At 41.3% G+C, this 26,514-nt stretch carries 22 protein-coding genes and 1 pseudogene; 16 read left to right on the forward strand and 7 right to left on the reverse strand.

Annotation, left to right across the window (positions count from 1 at the left end):
- Window positions 1-466 precede the first annotated feature (466 nt).
- Both V7K48_RS16055 and V7K48_RS16060 read right to left on the reverse strand, forming a co-directional pair.
- Window positions 467-829: a hypothetical protein gene (locus V7K48_RS16055; RefSeq protein ID WP_335074063.1), complete on the reverse strand. Its 363-nt coding sequence runs from the start codon at window positions 827-829 to the stop codon at window positions 467-469.
- 135 nt (window positions 830-964) lie between these two features.
- The gene (locus tag V7K48_RS16060) at window positions 965-1,762 is read right to left on the reverse strand and encodes a PhzF family phenazine biosynthesis protein (RefSeq protein WP_335074064.1); all 798 of its coding nucleotides are present in this window, start codon (window positions 1,760-1,762) and stop codon (window positions 965-967) included.
- Window positions 1,763-1,954: 192 nt separating this feature from the next.
- Between V7K48_RS16060 and V7K48_RS16065 the strand changes: the two genes are divergently transcribed.
- The 8 genes from V7K48_RS16065 to V7K48_RS16100 all read left to right on the forward strand — a co-directional run bounded on the left by V7K48_RS16065 (window position 1,955) and on the right by V7K48_RS16100 (window position 9,455).
- Window positions 1,955-2,215 (forward strand): hypothetical protein, encoded by a 261-nt coding sequence (locus tag V7K48_RS16065; RefSeq protein ID WP_335074066.1) that lies wholly within the window; start codon window positions 1,955-1,957, stop codon window positions 2,213-2,215.
- 47 nt (window positions 2,216-2,262) lie between these two features.
- Window positions 2,263-3,645, forward strand: coding sequence for an aminopeptidase P family protein (locus tag V7K48_RS16070; RefSeq protein WP_335074068.1), 1,383 nt, complete (start codon window positions 2,263-2,265; stop codon window positions 3,643-3,645).
- A gap of 153 nt (window positions 3,646-3,798) precedes the next feature.
- Entirely contained in the window at window positions 3,799-4,284 is a 486-nt protein-coding gene (locus V7K48_RS16075) for a hypothetical protein (protein ID WP_335074070.1), read from the forward strand.
- A gap of 465 nt (window positions 4,285-4,749) precedes the next feature.
- Window positions 4,750-6,216 carry a signal recognition particle protein gene (gene ffh, locus V7K48_RS16080; protein WP_335074072.1) on the forward strand — a complete coding sequence of 489 codons (1,467 nt, stop codon included), beginning with the start codon at window positions 4,750-4,752 and terminating at the stop codon, window positions 6,214-6,216.
- Window positions 6,217-6,403: 187 nt separating this feature from the next.
- The gene (gene rpsP, locus V7K48_RS16085; RefSeq protein ID WP_012409382.1) at window positions 6,404-6,664 is read left to right on the forward strand and encodes a 30S ribosomal protein S16; all 261 of its coding nucleotides are present in this window, start codon (window positions 6,404-6,406) and stop codon (window positions 6,662-6,664) included.
- On the forward strand, window positions 6,627-7,061 hold the full coding sequence (locus tag V7K48_RS16090; protein ID WP_335074074.1) for a KH domain-containing protein: 435 nt from the start codon (window positions 6,627-6,629) through the stop codon (window positions 7,059-7,061). The genes rpsP and V7K48_RS16090 overlap by 38 nt, the downstream gene beginning before the upstream one ends.
- 967 nt (window positions 7,062-8,028) lie before the next feature.
- Window positions 8,029-8,982, forward strand: coding sequence for a PhoH family protein (locus tag V7K48_RS16095; protein WP_335074076.1), 954 nt, complete (start codon window positions 8,029-8,031; stop codon window positions 8,980-8,982).
- Window positions 8,983-9,050: 68 nt separating this feature from the next.
- Complete coding sequence (locus V7K48_RS16100) at window positions 9,051-9,455, forward strand: ChuX/HutX family heme-like substrate-binding protein (protein WP_335074078.1); 405 nt, start codon at window positions 9,051-9,053, stop codon at window positions 9,453-9,455.
- A gap of 5 nt (window positions 9,456-9,460) precedes the next feature.
- Here the strand turns inward: V7K48_RS16100 and V7K48_RS16105 are convergent, their stop codons facing one another.
- On the reverse strand, window positions 9,461-9,799 hold the full coding sequence (locus tag V7K48_RS16105; protein ID WP_335074080.1) for a carbon dioxide-concentrating mechanism protein CcmK: 339 nt from the start codon (window positions 9,797-9,799) through the stop codon (window positions 9,461-9,463).
- Between the two features lie 314 nt (window positions 9,800-10,113).
- Here V7K48_RS16105 and V7K48_RS16110 point away from each other — a divergent pair, with 314 nt between their 5' ends.
- From V7K48_RS16110 to V7K48_RS16140, 7 genes are all read left to right on the forward strand, one after another.
- The gene (locus V7K48_RS16110) at window positions 10,114-10,902 is read left to right on the forward strand and encodes a DUF6816 family protein (RefSeq protein ID WP_442949442.1); all 789 of its coding nucleotides are present in this window, start codon (window positions 10,114-10,116) and stop codon (window positions 10,900-10,902) included.
- Window positions 10,903-10,998: 96 nt separating this feature from the next.
- Entirely contained in the window at window positions 10,999-12,819 is a 1,821-nt protein-coding gene (locus V7K48_RS16115; RefSeq protein ID WP_335074082.1) for an ABC transporter ATP-binding protein, read from the forward strand.
- A gap of 627 nt (window positions 12,820-13,446) precedes the next feature.
- Window positions 13,447-14,589 (forward strand): VWA domain-containing protein, encoded by a 1,143-nt coding sequence (locus V7K48_RS16120; protein WP_335074084.1) that lies wholly within the window; start codon window positions 13,447-13,449, stop codon window positions 14,587-14,589.
- A gap of 19 nt (window positions 14,590-14,608) precedes the next feature.
- Window positions 14,609-17,296 (forward strand): tubulin-like doman-containing protein, encoded by a 2,688-nt coding sequence (locus V7K48_RS16125; RefSeq protein WP_335074086.1) that lies wholly within the window; start codon window positions 14,609-14,611, stop codon window positions 17,294-17,296.
- Between the two features lie 3 nt (window positions 17,297-17,299).
- The gene (locus tag V7K48_RS16130; RefSeq protein ID WP_335074088.1) at window positions 17,300-17,854 is read left to right on the forward strand and encodes a hypothetical protein; all 555 of its coding nucleotides are present in this window, start codon (window positions 17,300-17,302) and stop codon (window positions 17,852-17,854) included.
- Between the two features lie 66 nt (window positions 17,855-17,920).
- On the forward strand, window positions 17,921-19,570 hold the full coding sequence (locus V7K48_RS16135) for a hypothetical protein (RefSeq protein WP_335074091.1): 1,650 nt from the start codon (window positions 17,921-17,923) through the stop codon (window positions 19,568-19,570).
- 41 nt (window positions 19,571-19,611) lie between these two features.
- The gene (locus V7K48_RS16140) at window positions 19,612-20,259 is read left to right on the forward strand and encodes a flagellar motor protein (RefSeq protein WP_335074093.1); all 648 of its coding nucleotides are present in this window, start codon (window positions 19,612-19,614) and stop codon (window positions 20,257-20,259) included.
- Window positions 20,260-20,320: 61 nt separating this feature from the next.
- Here V7K48_RS16140 and V7K48_RS16145 read toward each other — a convergent pair whose 3' ends face one another.
- Window positions 20,321-21,277, reverse strand: coding sequence for a hypothetical protein (locus tag V7K48_RS16145; RefSeq protein ID WP_335074094.1), 957 nt, complete (start codon window positions 21,275-21,277; stop codon window positions 20,321-20,323).
- 327 nt (window positions 21,278-21,604) lie between these two features.
- A pseudogene (locus tag V7K48_RS16150) lies at window positions 21,605-21,787 on the reverse strand (Uma2 family endonuclease); the annotation flags it as partial.
- A 197-nt stretch (window positions 21,788-21,984) separates the two neighbouring features.
- On the opposite strand from V7K48_RS16150, the gene V7K48_RS16155 reads away from it, so the two are divergent.
- Window positions 21,985-24,096, forward strand: coding sequence for a M3 family metallopeptidase (locus tag V7K48_RS16155; protein ID WP_335074096.1), 2,112 nt, complete (start codon window positions 21,985-21,987; stop codon window positions 24,094-24,096).
- Between the two features lie 485 nt (window positions 24,097-24,581).
- Here V7K48_RS16155 and V7K48_RS16160 read toward each other — a convergent pair whose 3' ends face one another.
- A complete protein-coding gene (locus V7K48_RS16160) occupies window positions 24,582-25,037 on the reverse strand; it encodes a pentapeptide repeat-containing protein (protein ID WP_334969180.1) in 456 nt (151 codons plus the stop codon).
- A 293-nt stretch (window positions 25,038-25,330) separates the two neighbouring features.
- Window positions 25,331-26,212: an alpha/beta fold hydrolase gene (locus tag V7K48_RS16165; protein WP_335074098.1), complete on the reverse strand. Its 882-nt coding sequence runs from the start codon at window positions 26,210-26,212 to the stop codon at window positions 25,331-25,333.
- Window positions 26,213-26,514 lie beyond the last annotated feature (302 nt).

A 26,514-nucleotide genomic window follows, 5' to 3' on the forward strand; every position in this document is an offset into this window, starting at 1 on the left:
TGACAGTCGCTTCTTTGCAAAAGTACGCTCTTGCAGTTTAGTATTTGTATTGCCCTGTCATTTTAACCCAACCTCTTGCAATGCGATTGCATCGACTTGCAATGTGATTGTATCGACTTGCAATGCAATTGTATCGACTGACAATGCGATTGCATCGACTGACAATGTGATTGTATCGACTGACAATGCGATCGCATCGACTTGCAAAAATTAAGTAAAGTTGATGGCTAGTATTTTCCACCGCACTTCTTTAGAAGTTTGGAGAGCGAAAAGTTTGAGCGCCGACTTGCGGCGAAGTTAAATTATTGCTCATGGAGTTTTTGATCTAGTGAGTCTCTTATTAATTCAGCAGTGCTGGGTAGTTTTGCATTACTTAGTCTAAACTCCAAATTAAAATCTCGATGACAAACTCTGTACCTTCCCCTAGTGCAAAAGTAGCAGGTTAAATGACCTCCATGCTGTTCCACTACAATCGAGTAGCTAATCCATAATCCCAAACCTGTGCCACTGTAATCAGCTTTTGCCGTGTCAGTTCTGTCTTCAGCCGATAGTCGTTAAGATCGTAGTCCAGAATAACCAAGGCTTCCGGCGCTTCTCTAGGCTGACCTGTACGTAAAATAATTCGTACTTTATAATTATACAATTCTGCCCGAATATACTGAACAAACTTCAATCCAGTATCATGTGTTTCCATAACGACATCTAGCAAAATTAATGCCATATCTGGATGTGCTTGGATTAAATACTTCGCTTCTGCACTAGAGTGAGCATGGAGAAACATCAGTGGTTTACTCTCAAAGGCCGCATCGCCCTTGGGAGAAGGGTGCACTGGCTTCTCTGTGCCTCTGCGGTGAAATAAATTACTTTTAAACCGCTCCAGGCACAGAGAGCGCTGAGAAAAACAATCTTATTTTATGAGTCACCTTGAAAGAGCTAGTCCTATGACTTGATTGCTGGGGTCAATTTATGCAGTAAATAATTCACCTCGCATAATAGTTACGGCTTGTCCAGCAAGAAAGACGCGATCGCCTCCTGTATAGCGTACTTTTACCACCCCACCGCGACTGGATGCCTGATAAGCTAAAAACTCATCTTTGTGCAAGCGATCGCGCCAGAACGCAGCAAGGCAACAATGGGCAGCCCCAGTAACGGGGTCTTCATTAATACCTAAAGCTGGTGCAAAGAAGCGAGAGACGAAATCATAATTTGCATCAGAGTGTGTAAGGCTGGTGACTATAACATTAGAAACAGGCAACGTTTTTAGTAGTTGAAAATTAGGCTGCATTTGCCGCACCAAGTCTTCCGATTCCAATTCCACTAAATAACCTAGTGAATTCTGCAAGACAGATTTGTATGGTACACCCAAAGCCTCCCTGAGTTCTCGCGGGGCAAGTGTTTCTTGTGAGTGATTCACGGGAAAATCTAATTCAATCCACTCACCTTGCAACTTAGCAATCAGCACTCCGCTTTTGGTGTAAAAACGCGCCACTTCATCAGGTGAATGCCCATCTGACCAAAGTACATGGGCACTAGCTAAGGTTGCATGACCACAAAGAGGTACTTCCACCGTCGGCGTAAACCAACGCAGATTGAAGCCATCATCCTGTCTAACTAGAAAAGCCGTCTCAGATAAATTCATCTCCTGCGCCACGTTCTGCATCCAGCGTTCGTCTTGGGGAGTAGGCAAAACACAAACAGCAGCAGGATTACCTGCGAAAGGTGTATTGGTGAAAGCATCAACCTGAGTAATGATTTGTCTCATTAGAGTCACCTTGAAAGTTAGACAGCAATATATTTCTCAGGAGTGTGTTAAGGATTTATGCCTCTAGTACTTTGTCAAGCTAGTTTTGAGGGTTTCTAATAAGCACTTTAGTCCTGACTACGAACTTGAGAACCGCCATAGACAATACAGTATCTTATAAATTAGGAATACAATCTCCAAAAACTAGGCTCAATGTTAAAGCAAAACGGAAACATGAGGATAAAAATCTTCAGAAGCATCTTTGCTGCTGTCAACTTAGCGCTAATTTCTGGAGGATTAGGTAGTTGTGCTGTTGAAGTACCGCAGCCAACTGCTCCCACTGAGCAACAAAAACCAGTCGTACAACCTACCCAACAGCCTAAGCAGACTAACCAGAATCACAAAAATGACGACGACAAACATCGCGATCGCAAGAATGATAAAAACGATGATGATAAAGAAGACAACGACTAAATAAAGGCCAAACTATCACCTTTATCCTTTTCTTTAAGTTTCCATTTATGCTTATCCAACAAACTTCTACTTCCCTAATTGATACTTTACGCCTCCGACGGCAACAACTAACCAACCTGATTGATTTTCCAGTAGTTCTGTGGTCAGGTAGCAACAATCCGCGTAACTTTCCAGCAAATCTTCTTCCGTTTCGCGCTAGCAGTCATTTCCTCTATTTTGCCGGACTGCCATTATCAAAGGCGGTAATTCGTCTAGAAGCGGGTAAGCTAGAACTATTCATCGACGATCCATCACCCAGCAGCGCCCTTTGGCATGGAGAAACGCCAACGCGCGAGGAAATAGCCCAGAAGATTGGGGCAGATGTGGCTCGACCAATGGCAGAATTAGAGTCTTGGGTAGAAGATGCCGCCACACTTGCTGTACAAGATGCAGCGACTTGGACGCAACAATCGCAGCTATTAAATAGATGGGTGTTACCACAAAGTCCTCCCCAAGGAATTGACTTGGAGTTAGCTAAGGCGATCATTTCTCTCCGCCTCACTCATGATGATGCTGCATTAACCCAGTTGCGAAAAGCGGCGGCTGTCACTGTAGAAGCGCACAAAGTTGGTATGGCAGCAACACCAAAAGCGAAGCTGGAAGCAGAAGTTCGGGCAGCGATGGAAGGGGTAATTATTGCCTACAATATGACCACCTCGTACAACAGTATTGTTACCGTTCACGGTGAAGTTTTGCATAACGAACACTATCACTACCCTTTACAACCAGGTGACTTATTGCTTGCCGATGTTGGCGCTGAAACTGAGATGGGTTGGGCAGGTGATGTCACTCGCACATGGCCAGTTTCCGGTAAGTTTTCATCGACCCAGAAAGATATTTATAATGTCGTACTGGCAGCCCATGATGCTTGCATTGCTAAAATACACCCTGGTGTAGAGTATGGGGATATTCATTTGCTAGCTGCCACGGTGATAGCTGAAGGTTTAGTAGAGTTAGGCATTTTACAAGGAAATCCCCAAGATTTAGTAGAAATGGATGCCCACGCCCTGTTTTTCCCTCATGGTATCGGTCATCTATTAGGTTTAGATGTCCATGATATGGAAGATTTGGGTGATTTAGCAGGGTATGAAGAGGGGCGCCAAAGGAGCGATCGCTTTGGCTTAGGCTACCTGCGTTTAAATCGTCCTTTGCGTCCAGGAATGCTAGTCACAATTGAACCTGGTTTTTATCAAGTACCAGCAATTTTCAATGATGCCAATGTTCGCTCAAAATATCAGAATGTGGTGAATTGGCAGCGTTTATCCGAGTTTGCTGATGTCCGCGGAATCCGCATCGAAGATGATGTATTAGTCACTCAAGTAGGTAGCGAAGTTTTAACAGCCGCATTACCGAATGATGCCAGTGCTGTGGAAAATTTAGTAAGTTGTTAAAAAATATCGGCGTTGCTGATTAGATTAGAGACGTTGCAATGCAACGTCTCTACAAGAGTTTTGAAATCACTTGAATCTGTGCATCATGCCTTGCTAATTCATACTGATAAATATAGTATTTGACCTTGTGATATCTAAAATAATTCCAAATTCATGATCAGAAACTCCATAGGATTACTACTCAACGGAGTTATTGTCACCTTCGGATTATTGCCATTATTAGCTCAAGCACAGCAGCCAGTTTCTGATACCCAAGTTGCAGCAATGTTAGAGGCGTTGCGACAGGCTGCACCGCAGACAAAAAATCCCAACGATGGACTTGACAGTGAATGGCAAGTTAAACCAGAAACCCTCAAAGGTTGGTCAAAAACTTGTCTCAAACGAGAACTAACACCGACGCAGTTTGAAAATAGCCCTGCGATCGCCCGCCAAGTTGTATCATGTATCACGCGCCGGGAGTTAAGCAATCAGTTGGGTGTCACCAACAATAATGAAATTGCATCTGTGCGTGGTGCAGCTTGTTGGTGGATGACTGGTAACTATACAGGTTGTGACAAAGGCTTCACTGCTGAGTATGTGCAAAAAGTTGTCCGCTTTTACCAACAACAGCGTGCAAAACCAGCAGCAACTCAATTATAAGAGTGCGATTACAGCAGTTTTTAAATTCCTTGTTCTTGTGCAAAGTATAAGAACCAGAGAATAGAGAGTACTGGCCAAGTTCTCTGCTGGTTCGGTATGTAGATAGGTGTAGTTCAACATCAATAGGTAATCCCCGCAATGATTTTTCGGCAAGAGCAATACCAATATATGAATTTGCCGAGTGGTATATCGAATACGAGTACACTTTGATTCGCTGTGACATCTTAGCTCCCGTAGCTACCTAACTTATAATATTACGAATTACCGATTGCAGCGAGCCAGTAGCAGTAGTAAGTATTCAAGTATGGGAGTCCCCATGCCCAATAAAGGTAAGTATCTGGTTGCTACAGTCGCGGTGAAAAATACTAAGCTGGTAGATAGCACGTTTAAACTTTAACGGAAATTCCAAATCGCATTCATCGGCAGTTTAGAATTCCCCATTGGCGAACTACCTGTAATTACATTATGTTTGATGCTCTATCTGACCGTTTAGAATCCGCCTGGAAAAAACTGCGGGGACAGGACAAAATTTCTCAATCCAACATTCAAGATGCATTGCGCGAAGTGCGCCGCGCCTTGTTGGAAGCAGATGTCAATCTCCAGGTAGTCAAAGATTTTATTAGCGAAGTCGAAGCCAAAGCACAGGGAGCCGAGGTGATTACCGGCGTGCGACCTGACCAACAGTTCATCAAAATTGTTCACGATGAACTGGTGCAGGTGATGGGAGAAGAGAATGTTCCCATCGCAGAAGCTAAGGAACAGCCTACTATTGTGTTAATGGCTGGGTTGCAAGGTACTGGTAAAACCACGGCTACCGCTAAGTTAGCCTTACATCTGAGAAAATTAGATCGTAGCTGTTTGTTGGTGGCGACAGACGTATATCGCCCAGCAGCGATCGACCAGTTGGTGACGTTGGGTAAGCAAATTGACGTACCAGTATTTGAACTAGGAAGCGACGCAGACCCAGTAGAAATTGCCCGACAGGGTGTAGAACGCGGCAGGGCAGAAGGTGTAAACACAGTAATTATTGATACTGCTGGACGCCTGCAAATTGACGAAGAAATGATGGCGGAATTAGCCCGGATCAAAGCAACTGTCCAACCCGATGAAACTCTGTTGGTGGTGGACGCAATGACTGGTCAAGAGGCAGCTAATCTTACCCGTACCTTCCATGAGCAGATAGGAATTACTGGGGCGATTCTCACTAAGTTGGATGGTGATAGCCGTGGTGGTGCAGCGCTTTCCGTGCGAAAGATTTCGGGAGCGCCAATTAAATTTGTGGGCGTGGGTGAGAAAGTCGAGGCACTGCAACCGTTTTATCCCGATCGCATGGCATCGCGGATTCTGGGAATGGGCGATGTTCTCACCTTGGTAGAAAAAGCCCAGGAAGAGTTCGATTTAGCAGATGCTGAGAAAATGCAGGAGAAAATCTTGTCAGCGAAGTTTGACTTTACTGACTTTCTCAAGCAATTGCGGATGCTGAAGAACATGGGATCTCTGGGAGGCTTGATCAAGATGATTCCAGGGATGAACAAGCTCTCAGATGATCAGCTCAAGCAGGGAGAAACGCAACTGAAGCGCTGTGAGGCGATGATTAACTCCATGACTCGCCAAGAACGCCACGACCCCGATCTATTAGCCAGTTCTCCCAGTCGGCGGCGACGGATTGCTTCTGGCTCAGGCTATAGAGAGTCAGATGTGACTAAACTGGTGGGTGATTTCCAAAAAATGCGATCGCTCATGCAGCAAATGGGTCAAGGTGGCTTCCCTGGAATGCCGGGAATGTTCGGCGGTGGTGGCGGTATGGGTAATGCCTTCGCAGGTGCAGGCAATCGTCCCGCAGCCCCCGGATGGCGGGGTTATGGTGGTGACGCTCCAGCCACCAAAAAGAAAAAGAAAGAGAAAAAGAAAAAAGGCTTTGGCAATCTTTAGTCATTGGTCATTAATTAAGGACTAATAGCAGCAAATGCTAGGCAGTGCTAAAATTAGCATTTCGACCTCACAATTTATGAACAGAGGAAACTAACCCTCAATTTCTCGGCAACAGCCAGATTTAGGTTACTTCCTCACCAACTAGTTGCTAATTAATATCTAACAACAGGAGAATGATTCTTCAACCATGATCAAACTGCGCTTGAAACGATTCGGTAAAAAGCGGGAAGCAAGTTACCGCATTGTCGCCATTAACAACCTCGCTCGCCGCGATGGCCGTCCCCTAGAAGAGTTGGGATTTTATAACCCTAGAACTGATGAAGTGCGACTAGACGTTCCCGGCATCGTCAAGCGACTACAACAAGGCGCTCAACCCACTGACACCGTCCGTCGCATTTTAGTAAAAGCCAATGTTTTTGAACAGGTCAGTGCCACAGCCGCATCATAATTCCGGAACAATATCCCCAACAGCTAGTCCCAACTATGTTGGGCTGGTTCAGTTTTTGGTGCAGCCATTTTTGGAATCTCCAGAGACTTTAAGCATCGATTGTGAAATTTCCCAGGTCCTCAACCGGGTTTGGGTTCGCATCGCCTTTGAAAGCACAGATAAAGGAAAAGTGTTTGGTCGAGGGGGACGCAATATTCAGGCGATTCGTACAGTAATTGCCGCAGCCGCCGCCGCAGTTGGGCAATCAGTATATCTGGATATCTACGGCAGCACCACGCCGGGCCGGGAGGGTATGTCTTTTGATGAAGACACAGAAGAGCGATCGCCACCGCCGACTAGAAGAGAACCGCGTGGAAATGATGGGCCTAAACCCATTGTTAAACCTCGCCTGCGCTAGGTTAAAACTAGAGAGCAAGTCTGAGCGGTTGTGGTTACCTCCGCTCAGAATTTTTGTAAAGATGGGAAGTAGCAAAAAGATTTTTGGATCTTTTTTTGAACTCTTCACCGAATTTTAGATTTTAAATTTTGAAAAATGGAATTGAATAATTCAAAATCCGTCTTGGAAGGTTTGCTCAAGTCGGCAGAGCGCAAGAGCAACTTTCCGCAAAATTTAAAAAGCGCAAAGTCGAGCCAGCGCTGTAGACGGGTTTCCCGTTGCAGGCGACTGGCGTTGAGCGGCGGCTCCCGCCGTTAATGCCACACAAAGTGAGTCCGCGTACTCCTAGGTCGAAGCAAGCTACGCGTAGCGTCTGGTACAGGGCGTCTCTAAACTTTGTAAGAGATATCTATCCCTTGCGCGTCTGGTAGAGTTGCCCCCGAATTTATACTCGCTTTGCAAGAAGCAAGCTACGTGGAAAAAATCTAAAATCCAAAATTCTTAATCGTTCACGCAGCGTCCGGTAGGGGAGAAAGAGGATTCATGCATGGGGTCAATCTAAAATCCAAAATCGTTCGCCTGAGCGTAGCCAAAGTCCAAAATTCAAAATTGATTCACCAGTACCATACTGCTGATAGTAGGCGCGTACAGATGTCATTGGTGTCAACTTAACGTGAAAACCTAGTTTGATAAAAAGAGTGAAAGTTTTTCGATGTACCACCTAGATTTTAGATCCCCCCTAACCCCCCTTAAAAAGGGGGGAACTAGAATCGAGTGCCCCCTTAAAAAGGGGGTTGGGGGATCTAAAACGAGGATAAATTGAGTGTTTAAGCCTAAGTTGACACCAATGTACAGATGTACGCCCCTACAGCCGATTTATTTGTTGCAAAGATTTTTCCAAAATGTAAGTAATAAAAGTGTAATTTCACCGTTAGTGATAAAAAATTAACCTTTGTCAAAAACAGATCCTCACCAATTAAGAAATACTATGGCAGGTGCCTTAACAATTCAGCTGCCGAATATTCCCAGTGCGATCGCTCTAGCCGGAGATGGAGAAGAAAATCTCAAAATCCTATCTCGACAAACAGGAGCCACTTTAGTGCTACGTGGGCAGGAATTACTGATTTCTGGTACCCAAGGGCAAATTGATCTGGCTTCTCGATTAGTGCGATCGCTTGAAGACCTTTGGATTAAAGGCAATACTATTTCCAGTCCTGATATTTTAACAGCCCGTCAAGCCATAGATAGCGATCGGCAAGGGGAACTGCAAGATTTACAGCGAGATGTCCTCGCCAAAAGTCGTCGGGGTGAAGAAGTCCGTGCTAAAACCTTTCGCCAAGGTCAATATATCGACGCACTCCGTAGGCATGACCTCACCTTTGGCATTGGGCCTGCTGGTACCGGCAAGACTTATCTTGCTGTTGTTGTCGCTGTGCAAGCACTCCTTGCTAACCAGTTTGAAAAGCTAATTTTAACTCGCCCCGCTGTCGAAGCCGGTGAAAAACTCGGTTTTTTGCCTGGAGATTTACAGCAGAAAGTCAATCCTTATCTTCGCCCACTTTATGATGCTATTTATGAATTCATCGATCCAGAAAAAGTACCCAGTTTAATGGAACGTGGTGTGATTGAAGTCGCACCACTCGCCTATATGCGGGGACGCACTCTGAATAACGCCTTTGTAATTGTGGATGAAGCTCAAAATACTACACCCGCTCAGATGAAAATGGTTTTGACTCGTTTGGGCTTCCGTTCTCGGATGGTAATTACAGGCGATATGACACAAACAGATTTACCACTTCACCAACAATCAGGTTTAGGAGTGGCTTTACAAATTTTAAAACACGTTGAAGGCATTGCCTTTTGCGAATTTTCCCAAAAAGATGTCGTGCGCCATCCTTTAGTTCAGCGGATTGTTGCTGCTTATGAACAATACGAAAAATAAGCATTGGGCACTTGTACTGAGCGAAGCCGAAGTATTGGGCATTAATAAATAACAAAGGATAACAATTTATGAGTACTACTTTGAAAGAATTTTTAGCAGCTTGCGAGACTCTTGGAACTTTGCGTCTAATTGTTACTAGCAGTGCTGCTGTATTAGAAGCAAGGGGTAAGCTAGAAAAGTTATTTTATGCAGAACTGCCCAAAGGTAAGTACGCGAATATGCACACTGAAGGCTTTGAGTTTCATTTGAATATGGACAAAATTATTCAGGTGAAATTTGAAACAGGTGAAGCGAAGAGGGGTAATTTTACAACTTATGCCATCCGGTTTTTAGATGAGAAACAAGAGCCTGTTTTAAGCCTATTTTTACAATGGGGGAAACCGGGAGAATATGAACCAGGACAGGTGGAAGCTTGGCAGTTTCTCCGAGAACAGTATGGGGATATTTGGCAACCTTTACCAGCAGAAATTTAATACAGCTAAACTGATAGGGGTGGAGCAAATCGGATATCTGCACTGAACTGCTCTACATTAACACTGTGATGAATCGGTAAAACATATTCTAAATTTTCGTGGGGGCGGGGAATAATATGAGAAGAAAGCACCTCGCCACCTTTAACTCGCAGCACCGCCTTTAATCCTGCTGTCACCGCCACATTCACCTCCCCTATAACCCCCCGAATTAACACGGTAATTCGTCCCAAATCAGTATTTTCATAACCAACAAGGGTGACACGAGCAGCTTTACACATGGCATCTCCCACTTCCACTGCTGTAGGAACGCCATAAACTTCAATCATACCTAATGCCAATGTCATGCTGTTACCATAATTTGGGATTGTGGGGTTAAGTATCTTTAACTATGTCGGCTCTTTGTGATGGTAAATTAGTGACTAAACAATATTCTGTGGGTGAATAGCTAGCAGAACAATCCGCAATAGCTTAAGTGAATTATTATCCCATAGATTAAGTAAATTAGCGCAAATCAACTGAACTATACAAAAAAAAGTAAAACTTTGTGATTAACTTGTACTAAGCGCTTGAGTGTTAAACCATTTACTATAAACTTTTAATTTTTTACAAAAACTTACTTAATTTTTAATTGATAAATACAAAACTGCTAATACGTATAATGAAGGTAATTTGGAATTTTTGCTTACTGGTTTTTTTCCTATTGTGGAGTGGCGAAGCTCTTGCAGGAGAGTTGTCTGAACGGTTAGCAAATTTTCCCCAATGGGAAAAATTAACTTCAGTACAACCGGCTTCGGGTGATTTGGTTTACCCTAAATGGATGGCTGGTTCTTGGCAAGTTACGAGTACGTTGGTAGATTTAGTTGCGCCTTTAGCACCAGGTATCGTAACACCAGGGTTTGAAGGTAATCGCCGACAATTAAATCAGCCTATGAGTTTTGTAGTAAGATTTGTGAAAGAGCAACCACATGTTGCCGGGTTAAAAATATTTCCTCAGATAGATAATAAGTCCCCAATTTTAATAGCAGATAGAGCGTTTAATAGCTTAAATTTGGCACGAGCTTATTTAGGGGATGAAGCAGTGTTATTAGTTAAAGTAGATCCAGATTCACCTAATCGTCAGATTACGTTCTTGCGTAGCAGTCACCAACTAATTTCCATTGTGACTGCACGAGCCACAGAAACTACTCATGATGGCAAGTTCATCACCACAGAAGTGTTTCAACAGCTATTCAAAGGCGGTTCACGCCCCTATTTAAACTCTGTAGAATCTACCACTGCTTATCATAAACTTCCAACAGCTAATCCGGCGATTGAGGCAAATCAAGTCACTGCTGTCTATCTTTCACCCCAAGATCCAGATTACTTTAAAGCTGGTTCTCAACCAGTTGCTCTCTATCGTTATCGCCTAGAATTTGTCCCCGCACAAATGCCTACTACTCCAAAGTAGTGATTTAAACCTATAACCTAACTCTTGACTATCCTGTATTACGCTTGTAATATATAAGTTCCAAGCTTCCAATCGCATCCTTGGGCAGTGTGCATCATGGCAAAATTTAGAGATATTCTCAATTACTTTCGCTCTGACTGGAAGCTGGGTCTTTTTAGTATTGCGACATCCGGCACTTACGAAATCATTGATTTGGTTGTCCCTTATGCGATCGGACAGATTTTAAATGTTTTGTCTGGTCAACCTTTGGATAAACCACTTCAAAGTGCGATCGCAATTATCTCAGACATCACCAATTACCCAGTTAATAAACTTCTATCTTTGGGTGTATTACTGGGTTTAATTTTCGTTGTCACCGTAGTGAGAGCGCCAACACAGTCCTGGTTGACTAATTGGTTTCACTGGGATATAAGTTTTAGGTCGCGTCGAAAGAAAACCGAAGCAGCCATCGCCAAAATTCTTACTCTCCCACTGGAATTTTATGATGAAAATAACCCCGGACGCATTGCTGGAAGAGTAGCTAGAGGTGTTGAGAACCACACTTGGGCGTATCCCGAAATCGCTGGACAGTTGATTCCTAAACTGGTTCGTGTACTGGGAATTTTTGTGTTTATTTTGGTGATTGAGTGGCGAATTGCGATTTTATATCTAATTTCCTTTGTAATTATTCTCAGCTTCAGCTTGAAGGATTTACAGCAATTGATTAGGTACGAAAGTCGTCTGAATAAATATGCAGAGAATACCGAAAGCCGCAATTCTGAACTGATCACCAATATCAAAACGGTGAAAGCATTTGCTACAGAAGCTAGAGAACTGAAACGGCAAAAGCAGCGTTTAGATCGTGAATTAATGATCCTTGATTATCGCATCCACAAAGGTTATGTGAAACTGGCTACTTGGCAAAGAACCATAATTCAGTTATGCGTGTTTACTATCCTGGGTTTGACTTTAGCAGCAACAATAAATGGGAGAATTTCTCTTGGTCACTTTGTGATGACCTTAACTCTTTCCAGCATGGCATATGCCGAATTAGAACCGATTACTAACTTGGCAGAAGTTTTCGCCCGTCGTTACTCTTCCATGCTGCGGTTTCACGAATTTCTCCAAGAGCCAACTGGATTTGATTCAGATGGTCTTTTAGAAGAGAGCCAGCAGGCAGAATCACCTTATAAATTTACTGGAAAAGTTGAGTTATCACACCTCAGTTTTGGATATGATGCTAACCGTCAAGTTTTGCAAGATATCAACTTGTTGATTGAGCCATATCAAACAGTGGCATTAGTGGGGCGTTCCGGTTCTGGTAAGTCTACTTTAGTGAAATTGCTGTTGCGATATTTTGAACCTCAAGAAGGTCAAATTCTGATTGATGGTCAAGATATTCGCACTTTGGATGTGGGTAAGTATAGACGAAGGCTAGCGATTGTTCACCAAGAAGTAGACGTTTTTAACGGTACTATATTGGATAATCTCACTTACGGTAGACCGGATGCCAGCTTGGAGCAGGTTCAAGAAGCCTGTAAAATTGCCAGAGTCGATGAAGTAGTGCAGCACTTACCCCAAGGTTATTACACCGTCGTGGGGGAACGAGGCGTCAGGTTATCTGGAGGACAAAGACAACGCTTGGGAATTGCCAGGGCGTTGCTAGTGGAACCAGACGTACTAGTTTTTGACGAAGCCACCTCTAGCTTAGATTATGAGTCTGAGCGTTCAATTCAGCTAGCGATGCGATCGATTCAGGGCACTTGCACCACCATCGTGATTGCTCACCGTTTAAGTACAGTACGGGAAGCTGATAAAATTGTAGTTCTGGAGCAAGGAAAGATTGTAGAAGTGGGTAGCCACAATGAACTCTTGCGTCACGAGGGCATTTACCGCCGCTTGCACTCCCTGCAAAAAACAGGAGAACTGCTGAATTAGGGGACATAAACATTTTGGATTTTGCGGAAAGTCTGTAGCAATATCCCGCAGGGTGGGCCGATTTCCGGCGTACAGACGCCACTTCCTTCAAGTCGGTAGAGCCGCCCAACAGAGTGGCTCAACTTTCCAAGACTGATTTTAAATTTTAGATTGACCCCACAAATCAATCCGCTTGATAAAATCGACTTTATTGACAATAAGGTCGATTTTTTTCTAATTGTCCCCAACACTATATTTGTACAATAATAGAAATTCGGAGCCACCAGTCATAATATATACAATATGTGATATAGATTTCAGGTAAAAGTTATGGTGTACTGAACTCTGTCCGCCTGGGGAATGCAAGAAGCAAGACTTGCAATTTACATGTGCCTAAGCATATAGGTGGAAGCTTTATTATTGCTATTTTTACGTGAGAATGAAAAGCAGGTTGGCAGAAATTACATTCGTTAGGTATCTATGCAAGAAGTCTCATCCACTAGACATCTCCGGAAATCAATTAAGACCCCTCTCAAAACCTCTCCCGGAAGCTGAGAGAGGCTTAATTTACGTAATATTTGGATGTAAATTTAAGGTAACTAAATATTTTTCCGGAGATGTCTATTATTTAACTCAGCTTTATAATTTGTGACTATAACCAAAATTACTCCTGGACAAACACTTACTTATACACAAAAAGTTGGCTTAGATTTAGTTGCCGTTTTGGGTGGCGGACGAGATGTTGTTTTGGCTATTGATCTGACAGAAAGCGTGGGATTGAATAATGAAGGTCGTATCCGCTTACATCAGATCATTCAAGATAGCCTAAAACCTGGAGATTCTGTATACATTATTCCTTTTGCTCAAGATATAGTTTTAAGTGAAGTAAAATCGGATGTGAATCCGTTGGGAACACCCATTTACTTTATTCGTAATAATCAAGAAAATATTGACAGAATTTTAGCAAAAATACCTTCGCCAGACCCAAAATTCTCTGGTACAGATATTCAGCAAGCTGAATTTACTATTTATCAAGGTCTGGCTCAGATTAATCAAAATCGCCTGCAAGAAAACCAATATATAAAACCACAATCAGTAGTTTGGGTTACAGATGCGCCCCTATTTACCCAACCAGGAATTCCCTCCAAAATTTGGATAGAAACGCCTGCTGGCAGCCCTTTTCGGATAGCCGAATCTCCAGAAAGTCAACAGCGACAAGCTTGGATTAAAGATTTCCCGATTCAGAAGCGATCGCTGTCAATTAAAACGCTGAATAATCAACAATATAAACTCACTGTAGTAGATGTTGCTCCTACAGTACAAGAATTTTGTACACCAGCACCAGGTAATCAAGAAACTTGTTTAGTCACACCTTATTTAATCAAAAAATTGTGGATACCTGGATTAATTTCAATATTAATATTAGTAGGGCTATTTTTAGGTGGACTAAAATTATATCGTCTGCAAAAAAAATGGGAGTTGATAGTTGATTTTGAAGCAACAGCAAAACCAGAAGACCAAAAATGCAGCTTACCAAACAATAAACGGATTGCAATTGGTGAATATGACTCTACTTGTGTAGATTCTATTGACTGTCCAGGTATAGAAGTAAGGGCATATTTAGAACGCAAAGGGGAAAAGCTTTATTTAGTACCAACTAATTTGACACCAATTTATTATAATGATCAAGAAATTACGTCACGTACTCTCATAGATAAATCTAAGTTTCGGCTTAATTGCCCAGATTTTCGCAACCGCGACTACGAGATCATTATTCAACTAAAAAAGTAGTATCTCTAGGGTGCATAGAATGAGTCAATCAACTACAAATGAACTTCAATATCGGGGAATCAACCGCACAATTTGTATAGGTTTAGGTGGTACTGGACATGATGTTTTAATGCGAATCCGGCGGTTAATTGTTGACCGTTATGCAGATTTAAACAATCTCCCAATTGTGAGTTTTGTTCACATCGATACAGATAAAGCTGCGACACAAGTCACTGGTATTTGTACAGGAAGTACCTATCATGGGGTTGACCTCAGTTTTAAAGAGGCAGAAAAAGTCAGCGCTACAATGTCCTCCAACGAAGTTACCATGTTTGTCGAAGGATTGGAGCGGCGTTCAGAATACACTCGTCATGGCCCATATGACCATATTGCCAGATGGTTTCCACCACAATTATTGCGAAATATTAAAGCAGTTGAAGAAGGTGCAAAAGGTATTAGACCTGTAGGTATGCTAGCTTTTTTCCATAATTATCAAAAAGTTAAAACAGCAATTGAAAGCGCAGAAAGGCGCACAAGAGGACATGATTCTTTATTGCTGAAAGCTGGTTTAAGAGTTGAACCAGGACTAAGTATTTTTGTTGTTGGTTCTCTTTGTGGCGGTACAGGTAGCGGGATGTTTCTGGACATAGCTTATAGTCTCAGGCATCTTTATGGAGACCAAAGCGCCAAAATTTTTGGTTATTTAGTGATTAGTCCAGAATTGTATGGCAATGCTCCTAGTATGAGTGCTAATACTTATGCTGCTCTCAAAGAATTAAATTATTACAGCACACCAGGCACAAAATTTGAAGCATTTTATGATCTTCAAAATTTAGTTTTTATCCAAGAACAGCGTCCACCATTTGACTACACCTATTTAGTATCAAGTCAAACAGGAGGTGAATATTCAATTCTTGTTCAAGGTAAGTTATGTAATGTTATTGCTCATAAGATTGCCCTGGATTTTTCTAGTGAATTAGCACCAGCAATTAAAGGCAGTAGAGACAATTTTCTGCAACACATGATCCAATGTGATAAGCACCCACGTCCCAATAGCCAGCGTTATTTAACATTTGGATTGGCGGCTATCTATTTTCCCCGCGATACTATTGTACAAATTGCCTTAAACCGTATCAGTTTAGAGCTAGTAAAATTTTGGTTAAATGGCAAAGGTCAAAGTCCAGATCCTCTAAAATTGATTGAGCAATTCCTCATTCAGTATCATTGGCATAACAACCCAGAAAATAAGGATAATTTCACTACCAAGTTAGCAGAATTGGTTCAAGAGAATAACAAGACTTTTCGGAACACTATCAGCGCTTGGAGGAATAAATTAGAGCGGCAAATTTCTGAGTGTCAAAAACGCGAGAATCGCAATGATATTCGCGGACAGTTACCAAGGGAATTTAGAGAGCAATTTCGCAAAGTTCAGCCTGGTGAAACAGAGAGTACTAGAGGAATTTGGCTGACAAGACTGCTACAAATTTCTCCAAATACTACCAAGGAACTAAAAACTAATATTGATGATTATCTGAGTCAGTTACTCACGCCAACGGATTCTACTTTTTCCGTTAAAAGTGTCCGTGACTGGCTAGATGCTTTGCAACATGAATTGCATAACTATCAACTAAACTTGCAAGAAAAAATCACTGATAACGGTGGAATAAAAATCTTGGAAGATTTAGAAAGAAAATGGCGAGACACTGAACAATCCATCGAGGATATTGAACATAAACCTAGTATTCCCCTTCTGAATAATAAAAATAGTCAATTCCAAGATGAAATCAAAAAATCAGTACAGGAAGTCTGCAAAATTATTCAGCATAACTTTGATGTCACCGTCGTTCAAGAGTCGCTAAAAATTGTTAATAACCTGCAAAAGCATGTTCAAGAGAGAACAACTCAAGTTACTGCCTTTAGTAGCTTAGTAGAAGATTTACAAAGTTTCTATGAAAAGCAAGATAGAGACTTGAGACAATTGAATTTTGATGAAATGAGCGGTGAAGCAATATTTGATAGTGAGGATATTGACCGCTGTTATCAAAATATTTTGCCAGAAGATGATTTACGTCGCCAGTTTGTGTTAGTCAGTTCGACAATTACAGAACAAACTGGCAGAGGACAATCTTTGGTAAGTTTTATAGACAAAGAACGCACTACTCCAGACCAGTTACAAAAAGAAATTGATCTGAAAGTTGATAAATTATTTGCTTCTCGGAGTATTAATATTGTCAACTCTGTGATTAAACGTTTTATGCAAAATTACTCTTTAGCAGTACGTTCAACTCGTTTAGCACAAGTTATACAGGAAGCTGAACCTCTGCTGCGTTTGAATTTAACCGACCCCTATTTCCGTGAAGACCCTGCTAAAAGTAGTAAATTAGTCGGTTTTAAAGATACAGATGAATTAGAAGTACGACAGTTTAAAACTTTGCTTACACAGGATATAGGAGTGGAACCAAATGTCTTAAAAGCAACACAAGCTGAAGACGAAATTTTAATTGTGAATGAGTATGCTGGTTTTCCTCTCAGACTAATTAGTAGTCTAGCAAGAATGAGAAACCCCTACCTCCGTGAACAGCATTCTCCGACATCTTTTCTTCATAACGACTACAATGCTTCATTCCCTGACATTATTCCGCCTGATGCTAGAAAAATGGAAGAATTAGAGGATGTTTTTTATCCTTGCCTAGCATTGGGTTTATTAGAAAAAAATCAAGAAAATTAACAGTTGGAATTTAAATATTATGACCCATTACGTGATAGTTATACCACTGCTTCTTTAAATACAGAGTGGAGTCAAGCTTTGGAGGAACTTGCTAATCGTAAGGATATGACTGAAGCTTTGCAACAGCTTTTAGATAATGAGATTGCTGTAATAGAAAGACAACCTGAACTTTGGGATAATAACTATCTAGTTAAACTGCGGCAATTTGTCAAAGAAGTGGATGAATTACCAGAAGATAGTGCTAATTATCCCTACAAAGCAGCAGTAGTTGGAACTCCTACAAGTACTGATCCTATAGCTAAAGAGGGAATTATCAATCGCTTTCGCCGAAAGATGACTGAGCAGTTTAAAAATTCCCAAATTCAAATCACAAATCTAGGAAATAACAAAGCTATTGTTGGTGAAATAGTTGTTGACTCTCCTATAGTTTTTACTGATAATCGAGCCAAACGACGCTTAGAATTGGAGCGACTAAAACAAGATTTAGCTGACGAATTGATAAGTCAAGAAGAGTATGATCGCGAGAAACAAAAAATCTTTGCTCAATACCCGCTATAATCTCTTTTTCAGGTTAGTTAATATCTACCTTTTTTGGAAAAGTTTTCATACTATCAAGGTGTTTTAATGCCACCAATACCAGGTTATTTAATATTTATTACTCTTGTCCTCGTCGTTTTACCATCTATAGCTACGATTTTTCTCCGCTTGGCTCTCTATCAACATATATTATTGTTAGAAGAGAAAGTACGAAGGTTAATTAATAGACAATCACCTGGACAACAGCCAAAAATCCTAGAAGAATTAGAACGAAGGTTTAGAGAGGCTAGTAGAAATCTAGATCAGGTTGATACAACAGCGTTAATCGACCAAGTTTACAGCCAAGAAAAAGTTTGGGGATTTACCTGTGAACAAATCGATTACTTTTGTCGGATTCTTCCTAATTTACTCTTAGCCTTTGGCTTACTTGGTACTTTTTTAGGTATCACGCTTAATTTAGCCACACTTAGTCAAACAATCAATCAAACCAATACCAGCAATGTTAGTAATTTAGTCGCTGAATTAAAGAAACCACTAGAAGGGATGAGTATTGCCTTCACTACCAGTTTAACAGGACTTTTCTTTAGTACTTTTTTAACACTATTTAACTGGTTTAAAAATACCAGTTTTGCCAAATACAGACTTATTTGTTCTCTTGAAGATTACCTAGATAATATTTATCATCCCCAGATACAGGGTGATACTCGCCTCGATAAAATCGTGAATAAAATGGTATCCCAGCAGGATGAGTTTTTAACTCGCTTTGGTGATACCGTACGGGATGCAGTGGAGAAATCTATAGGAAGTGTGGCAAAACAAATTGCTGAAGGGAATAAAGAAGCTGCTGATTTAGCCAAGCAAGTTTATCAGGGCTTTTATCAAGCTGCTGGTACTATATCTGGTGCTGCTAATGATTTTGAACATGCTATTGCTGAACTGAATACAAAATCTCATATATTTAAACAGTCTGCTGAAATATTTGCTAATAGTCAGTTTCCTCAGAAATTATCAGCAGCTACAGCCAATTTGACTACCATGCAAGAGAGATTTTCACAATCTACAGCAAGTTTGGCCCAGACAACCAAATTTATTGAAACAGCATTGATAGAAGTTCAGCATTGTAGTCAAGAATTAGCTAATTTGGCAAGAGATATTAAAAAAGCTAATCAAACTTCAATTCAAGTTTTAGAGTTACATCAAAATAATCCAAACTCCCTTGGTGAAATTATTCCTCAACTCAAGCAAGGAGCTACTAGTTTTTCAAAAAGTATTAACAAACTTGAGAAATTAGAACAACGGATTGCGAATAAAGCTGATAGTTTGACAGAGTTATTAGAAGTTGTTAAAAGTTATACAGAACAAGTTAATTTGGCAATCGAGGCTTTAGGCGATCGCTTGATTTTAAACTTATCTCAACAAATTGGTTCTAACAACCAACAAGTTAAGGCTGTCATTGCCAATTTTGAAGAATATACTAATCAGTTAGGCATTAAATTTGATATATCTAAATCAGATTTTATGGGTTTAATGCAAAATAATAATGAAAATTTTACTTCTGAATATAAAAGTGTCAGCGCTCTTATTGTTAAAGGAATTATTCAGCAAACAGAAATAAATAAACAAGGATTACAAATGTTAATCAATAATGTTCAAGATTTTAATAAAGATGTGAACAATATAAAAGATGAAATTTCTAGGCTGAGGCAGGGAATGGAAAAGCAAGTGGAAAAACTCTAGCTGATTATATTGATATTAATTTGAAATTCAAATATTCAATTATGGCTCGTCGTTCACGGCATAATGACTACAAAGAAGACTTAAATATTTGGCCTGCTTTTACAGATTTAATGTCCAATGCCTTTATGATTCTGCTGCTATTATTATTAATAGCCAGCACCAACTATACCATATCGCAAATATCTAATCCAAGAACGCCGCCAATTTTATTGATAAAAGATGAAAATTCCAGATTTGACCCAGGTAGTGCAGTAATTCCAAAAACAATGTTGGATTATATCAAAAATAAACTCGTACCTGATATAGAAAACACCACAAAATCTTATAACATTAATACAGTTGAAATCATTGGGCATACTGATGAACAACCTGTTAGCATTATCAGCAGTAATCTAGACTTTAATTTAGAGGCAGCAGCTAGTCAAGGGGGTTCAGTTAGTACACTTAAAGCAGGTTCTAATGCTGATTTAGGATTGATGCGTTCCCTTGCAGTGGTTAAAGAACTGCTGAAAATCCAGCAACAAAATAAGATGCCAAGAGTTCAATTTCGCGCCTATTCGGCGGCACAATTAATATTACCAAGTGGGGAATTTGCTCCCATTCCCCAAGAAAAGCGTCAGCCAGAATCGAAGCGGCGACGCATTGAAATTCGTTTTACGCGCTTGGGTGAAGTGCGAGAAGTAAAATAAATAATCCATTCACCGCTGCTAGAATACTAATCAGTAATCGAAGTCTTCCAATAAGAAAAAACTAAGATTTATTCTTATCTGCTTCTTTCTGCGCCGCCTCACTATATTTCTTATATAGTTGAGTCCGAATTTTAGCTTCCCGATAACGGCTGTGCTTTTGTGGCACCGTACTCATTAAATCTGAAGCCCGTTGCCACTTAGCAGCGATCTCTAACCACTGAGTTGAGGTTATGGCTGTTTTTCCAGATGCAGAAGCTTGGTTAGCAATTCGCACAGATATTGCAAATGGCTCATCAGATGGCTCAGAAAGGCTATTTTTAGCAGCGCGGGATGGTATTTGGGCTTTTTTACCGTTAGTATTTTCTGTAGTTGAAGATTTAGAAGTTTCTAGTTGCATTGGATTTTTCAGTTTATTACCTAACTGGGCATAAATAAGCCAACTAAGCAACAACAGTGAGCAGAAACCAGCTGCTGCTAATATCTTTGTTTGAGGTTTATTTTTGTGTTTTTCTTTGTTAATAAGTACTAAGGGACGAGAGACTTGAGTTCTAGGAAAATTTGGCTTTCCTAGTTCAGCTTGAGCTTCTGTGAAATCTTTAATTAATTGCTTTACAATATTAGGCTGAATTAATGTAATTTCCTGTGACCAAAGCAATTGGTTTTCGCGATCGCTATCTATTTCCTTTAACCACAGTAATTGTTGTTCCCGAACAATCCGACTGTTGATATTGACTCGGCGAATGTAACGCGGAGCGATAAACTCAAGAATTTGCTGGATTTGTTCTACGAGGGGAGATTGCTCAAGTTGCTCTACCCTAGCCGCCTCGCACAGAAGTTGTAAGACACCATCAGAAAAAATGGCTCTAGTTCTGACACCAGACTTGGCTAGCTTTTCGTTCAATAACTGAATAATCGCAGCAACGCTACCTTGGTGAGCTTGCCAAGCGATATCGTTTATCCGGTCTATCATCTGAAATTTAGTGATAGCTCTTCCACCCTGACTGATTAACGTACTCATTAATTTAGGGACTCTTTTCTACTGACCTTGATCTTGTCTTCGATTTTACGAGTAAAAAGATGAGTTGCCAAATAAAATCATAAAAGTAGAGCCTCCCCTCTCGGTTCGGCAAGGACGTTCGCTGACGCTAAGTTAATTGGACGTTAATTGGACACTCTCACGCCTTGAAAGCGTGGGATTCTTGGGCTGAAATTGCACTTTCAGGGTAACGCCCATGCTGGCAGACGAGCTACCTGTTTGACATAGTACATGATGATGTCTTTTAGCGCTCGCCTTTGCTTCGGCGATGATCTGAAGCACCCGCCAAGAGCGATCGTAAATCTATGGCTAAATAGTATCAGGGTCAACACCAAGCGAGCGCAAATGTTCTTTCAACCTTTCCACCTGTAACTGTACTTGTTCCCTCGCTAATCTTTCCTGTTTCAGCGCCTTTGCCAACTCCTCTGGAATCAGCAACTTTTCCCCAGTGTCTTCTCGATAAAAACCAATCAGTTGCCCCTCTATTTGCAATTCTGGAACTGTTGCCTGTCAGGTATCGTTCACAAACCAAACAAAATAGCTTATGAGGATAATTTTGTGAGTAACTCTCGCTTATTTTGCCTTTTTGCCAGAATCACAAGACTAATTAGCACAGCGATCGCTACATTAGAAGATATATAAATAAAAATCAACAATGATTTTTATTCATTCGCAGTTCACACAAAACCATGAGTGCAAGTACTATTATTTCCGACAATCCCCTACTCCAAGGTGTTGGTTTACCTCCCTTTGCAGAGATTAAACCAGAACGAGTAGTACCAGCCTTCAATCAGTTGCTGGCAGAACTTGACCAGCAGCTTGCCACCTTAGAGGCTAATGTAGAGCCTACTTGGAGTGGTTTAGTAGAACCCTTAGAAAAGCTGACTGAACAGCTTACCTGGAGTTGGGGGGCGGTAAATCATTTAATGGGTGTTAAAAATAGCCCAGAACTGCGCGAAGCTCATGAAATCGTACAGCCACTAGTCGTACAGTTTATCAACAAGCTCGGTCAAAGCAAACCGATCTACAATGCCTTTAAGGCACTTTGCGCTAGCGATCGTTGGGCAACTTTAGAACTAGCCCAACAGCGCATTGTAGAAGCCGCCATTCGAGATGCAGAACTTTCTGGTGTTGGTTTAGAAGGAGAAGTAAGAGAGCGTTTCAACGCCATACAAATGGAGTTAGCAGAACTTTCTACCAAATTCTCTAACCATGTACTTGATGCCACTAAAGCCTTCAGCTTAACTCTAACAACACAAGCGGAAATTGACGGTTTACCACCAAGCTTAGTGAGTTTAGCAGCCCAAGGTGCTCGTGCAGCTGGGGAAAGCAACGCCACACCAGAAAATGGCCCCTGGCGGATTACTTTGGACTTCCCCAGCTATGGCCCTTTCATGCAGCACAGTACCCGTCGAGATTTGCGCCAAAAGCTCTACAAAGCTCATATCACCCGTGCTTCTGGTGGAGATTTGGATAACAACCCGTTAATTGAGCGCATTTTGAAGTTGCGCCAAGAACTCGCAGATATACTAGGCTTTAAAAGTTTTGCCCAATTGAGCCTGGCTAGTAAAATGGCTCCCAACGTTGAGGCAGTCAACGCCCTGTTAGAAGAACTACGCCGCGCTAGTTATGATGCTGCTGTCAAAGACTTGGCAGAACTCAAAGCTTTTGCAGCGGCACTCTTAGCAGCAGAAGCTACGGATTTAAAACACTGGGATATCAGCTTTTGGGCAGAACGCCAACGAGAAGCAAAATTTGCCTTTACCGCTGAAGAATTGCGTCCCTACTTCCCCCTTCCCCAAGTGTTAGACGGCTTATTTGGACTAGTCAAGCGGCTGTTTGGCGTCACTGTCACCTCTGCCGATGGTCAAGCGCCAGTATGGCATGAGGATGTCCGTTATTTCCAAATTGCTGACGAAACTGGTTCTCCCATTGCCTACTTCTACTTAGACCCCTACAGCCGTCCAGCGGAGAAACGCGGTGGTGCTTGGATGGATGTGTGCATCAATCGGGGCAAAATCACTGAAAATGGTGTTACTGCCATCCGCTTACCTGTAGCTTATTTGGTGTGTAATCAAAGTCCTCCCGTAGATGGTAAACCTAGTTTGATGACCTTCTATGAAGTAGAGACTTTATTCCACGAGTTTGGTCATGGATTGCACCATATGCTCACCAAGGTTGACTATTCTGGAGCCGCAGGCATCAATAATGTGGAGTGGGATGCAGTGGAACTACCTAGTCAGTTTATGGAAAACTGGTGCTATGAGCGACCCACTTTGTTTGGCATGGCAAAGCATTACGAAACTGGTGAAGCCCTACCGGAGCATTATTATCAAAAGCTGCTAGCAGCACGTAATTATATGAGTGGTACTGCCATGTTGCGGCAGATCCACCTGAGCAGTCTTGATTTAGAACTACACTACCGCTATCACTCTGGTAGTAATGAAACTCCGTCAGATGTGCGTCATCGCATAGCCAAGACTACTACCGTTTTACCACCACTTCCAGAAGATTCAATTTTATGTGCTTTTGGACATATTTTTGAGGGTGGTTATGCAGCAGGCTACTACAGTTACAAGTGGGCCGAGGTACTGAGTGCCGATGCTTTTGCCGCTTTTGAAGAAGCTGGGCTAGAAGATGAAGAAGCTATAAAAGCTACAGGTCGGCGTTATCGGGATACGGTGCTGGCACTCGGTGGTGGTCAGCATCCAATGGAGGTGTTTAAAACTTTCCGGGGTCGTGAACCAAGTACGATCGCTTTACTTAGGCACAATGGTTTAGTCAGTGCTGGTGTAAACTAAACAACACCTCTGTAGGGACGTTGCATTGCAACGTCCCTACTCGCATCAAATTTTTGCAAACAATCCTTAGCTGGACATGGTTTTGGACATGATTAGATGATGCCGTAGCAGATGAAAGCCAGTTTGAGAGATCGGGGTTATGGTACAATTTTTCTTTCAAGCACCTTCTAAAATCCCCTTGACAACTGTCTTACAACCTTAACTTGTGACAAATGGTAATGACAAGGTGTTAAAAAAGCTTGCTCTAGTTCCCTCCTTTTTAAGAAGGGTTAGGGAGGATCGTTTTTGCGTGGATAGCGGCTCAATCTCAATAAGAAACCCCCTCTGCTTTCGTCATAGTAAAGTGATTACAAGACAGAGGGGGTTCATTTTTTATTTTTGTATAGGCAGATTTCAAGGATAATGCTGGTAAAAACCAGTTTCTCTGATTTAAAGCCTGCAAAAACCTATGTTGTGTTTATTTTAACCTGCCTACTTAGTTGGGTCTATTTCCAATCAGGAATCTCAGCATCTTCTCCACCAATCCCGATTCCAGTGTTAAATATTTCAGCATCAGTAAGATTGAGATCATTCATTGATGCTTTATACACATTAGAATCGTGAATTGTAGCGCGAGTAAAATTTACTCTGTTGAGATTGGTTTGCTTCAAATTCACATTGGTTACATAAGCTGATGTTAGGTTAGCACCTGCCAAGTTTGCACCCGTTAAGTCAGCACCTTCGAGATTAGCCCCTACAAGGTTGGCTCCTTGCAACTTTGAGCCTCTCAAGTCAGCACCAATTAAATGAGCGCCACTGAGGTTAGCTCCCGATAGATCACACTGGATACATTCCCCAGTTGAAAGCAGCTTTTGTAAGTCCTGCGGATTCTCAGCTCTAACAGAGCTAGCGAAAAATAGGGGAGTTGCCAAGGCCATGGCCGCTAATAGCTGGAGTTTCATAATTTTCCCCCTTAATAATCAAGTTGCGTCCGTTCTGTCCCTCACAACTCTATTATCTCACTAAACTTTGTGAGGTCAATCTATGCCCTCACTAGTTGGTTGTGATATGAAACAGGGATAAAAGTGATGTCACAAATCCAATTAATTCTGATTTTTGGCAATTTTTACCCGATAAACCCTAAAAAACTGCCAGTATTAAATCAATGTTAAATCTTTTTAAAAGTTTGTACAACTTGCCATAATTTGGCTACTTTGATAAGTATTCATACTTGATTAATTGATTTCATCACAAATTAGCAAAGACTCTTAAGTTTAGTCCTCAGAAATTCTCGTATATACTGATTGACCAACTCAGGCTGTTCTTGCTGTACCCAATGGCCAGAATTGGGAATGTACTTGATTTGAAAGTCCCTAACATAGGCTACGGTGTCGTAGGTTAGTTCCTTACCGAGTGCAGTGTCATTTTCTCCCCAAATCATCAGTGTTGGCACTTCCAGAACGCCCCAATTTGGATTTAGCATTCTCTGCTGAAAAATATTGCGGTAGTAGTTCAACATTGCTGTGACGGCACCACGTTTTGCAGCAGCATCTTTATAAGCGCCAATATCCGCTTTGGTGAAAGCACTCTTGTTAACTGCTGTACCTTTAAAAACTGTTTCAATTGCTTGGTAGTTTAAAGATTGTAAAAGTAATTCTGGTAACCACGGTAGTTGAAAGACAAACACGTAGTAACTACGTAGCAACTGTTGGGGAGTGCGTAAACCTTGGGCAAATTTAGCAGGATGAGGCAGGTTAAGGATAATTAATCGTTCTAGCATTTGGGGGTAAGCATAGGCAAAATTCCAAGCGATCGCTCCACCCCAATCATGTCCAATTAAAACACACTTTTGGTATCCTAATCCCTTAATTACTCCCTCAATATCTTTGATAAACTTATTCATTACATAAGCTGATTGCTCATTTGGTTTATCACTATCGTTGTAGCCACGTAAGTCAAGGGCGACGACTTTAAAATCTTGGGCAAATTCTGGTATTTGATGCCGCCAAGAGTACCAAAACTCAGGAAACCCATGCAACATCAACATTAACGGGCCTTCTCCTTGGGTAACATAGTGTAGTTTCACCCCATTAGTAGTTATATAATCGTGTTTCCAAGTCAGTTCTATTACAGACATATGTAGTATTTTTTGTTGGTGATAGTTATTATGTTTAATGTTTTTTGTAAAAATATTTGTTAAAAGATAGTTTTGAAATTGCAATTCCCCTTTGGATAGATATTAGTAATAAATCAGCAGAGTTGTATATTTCATACAAGTACTAGAATATATCAACCTGGATTAACAAAATACCCTTCATGAAATTTATTAGCAGTTTCTTCAGTCCTTACTTTTCACGGGATGTGGAAAAGAAAGAGTGGTTCGCGATAGTCTATCGCGAACCAATTGCTATTCTTTATTATATTTGGAAGTTTCTTCGA

Source organism: Nostoc sp., assembly GCF_036919615.1.
Taxonomy (GTDB): Bacteria; Cyanobacteriota; Cyanobacteriia; order Cyanobacteriales; family Nostocaceae; genus Nostoc.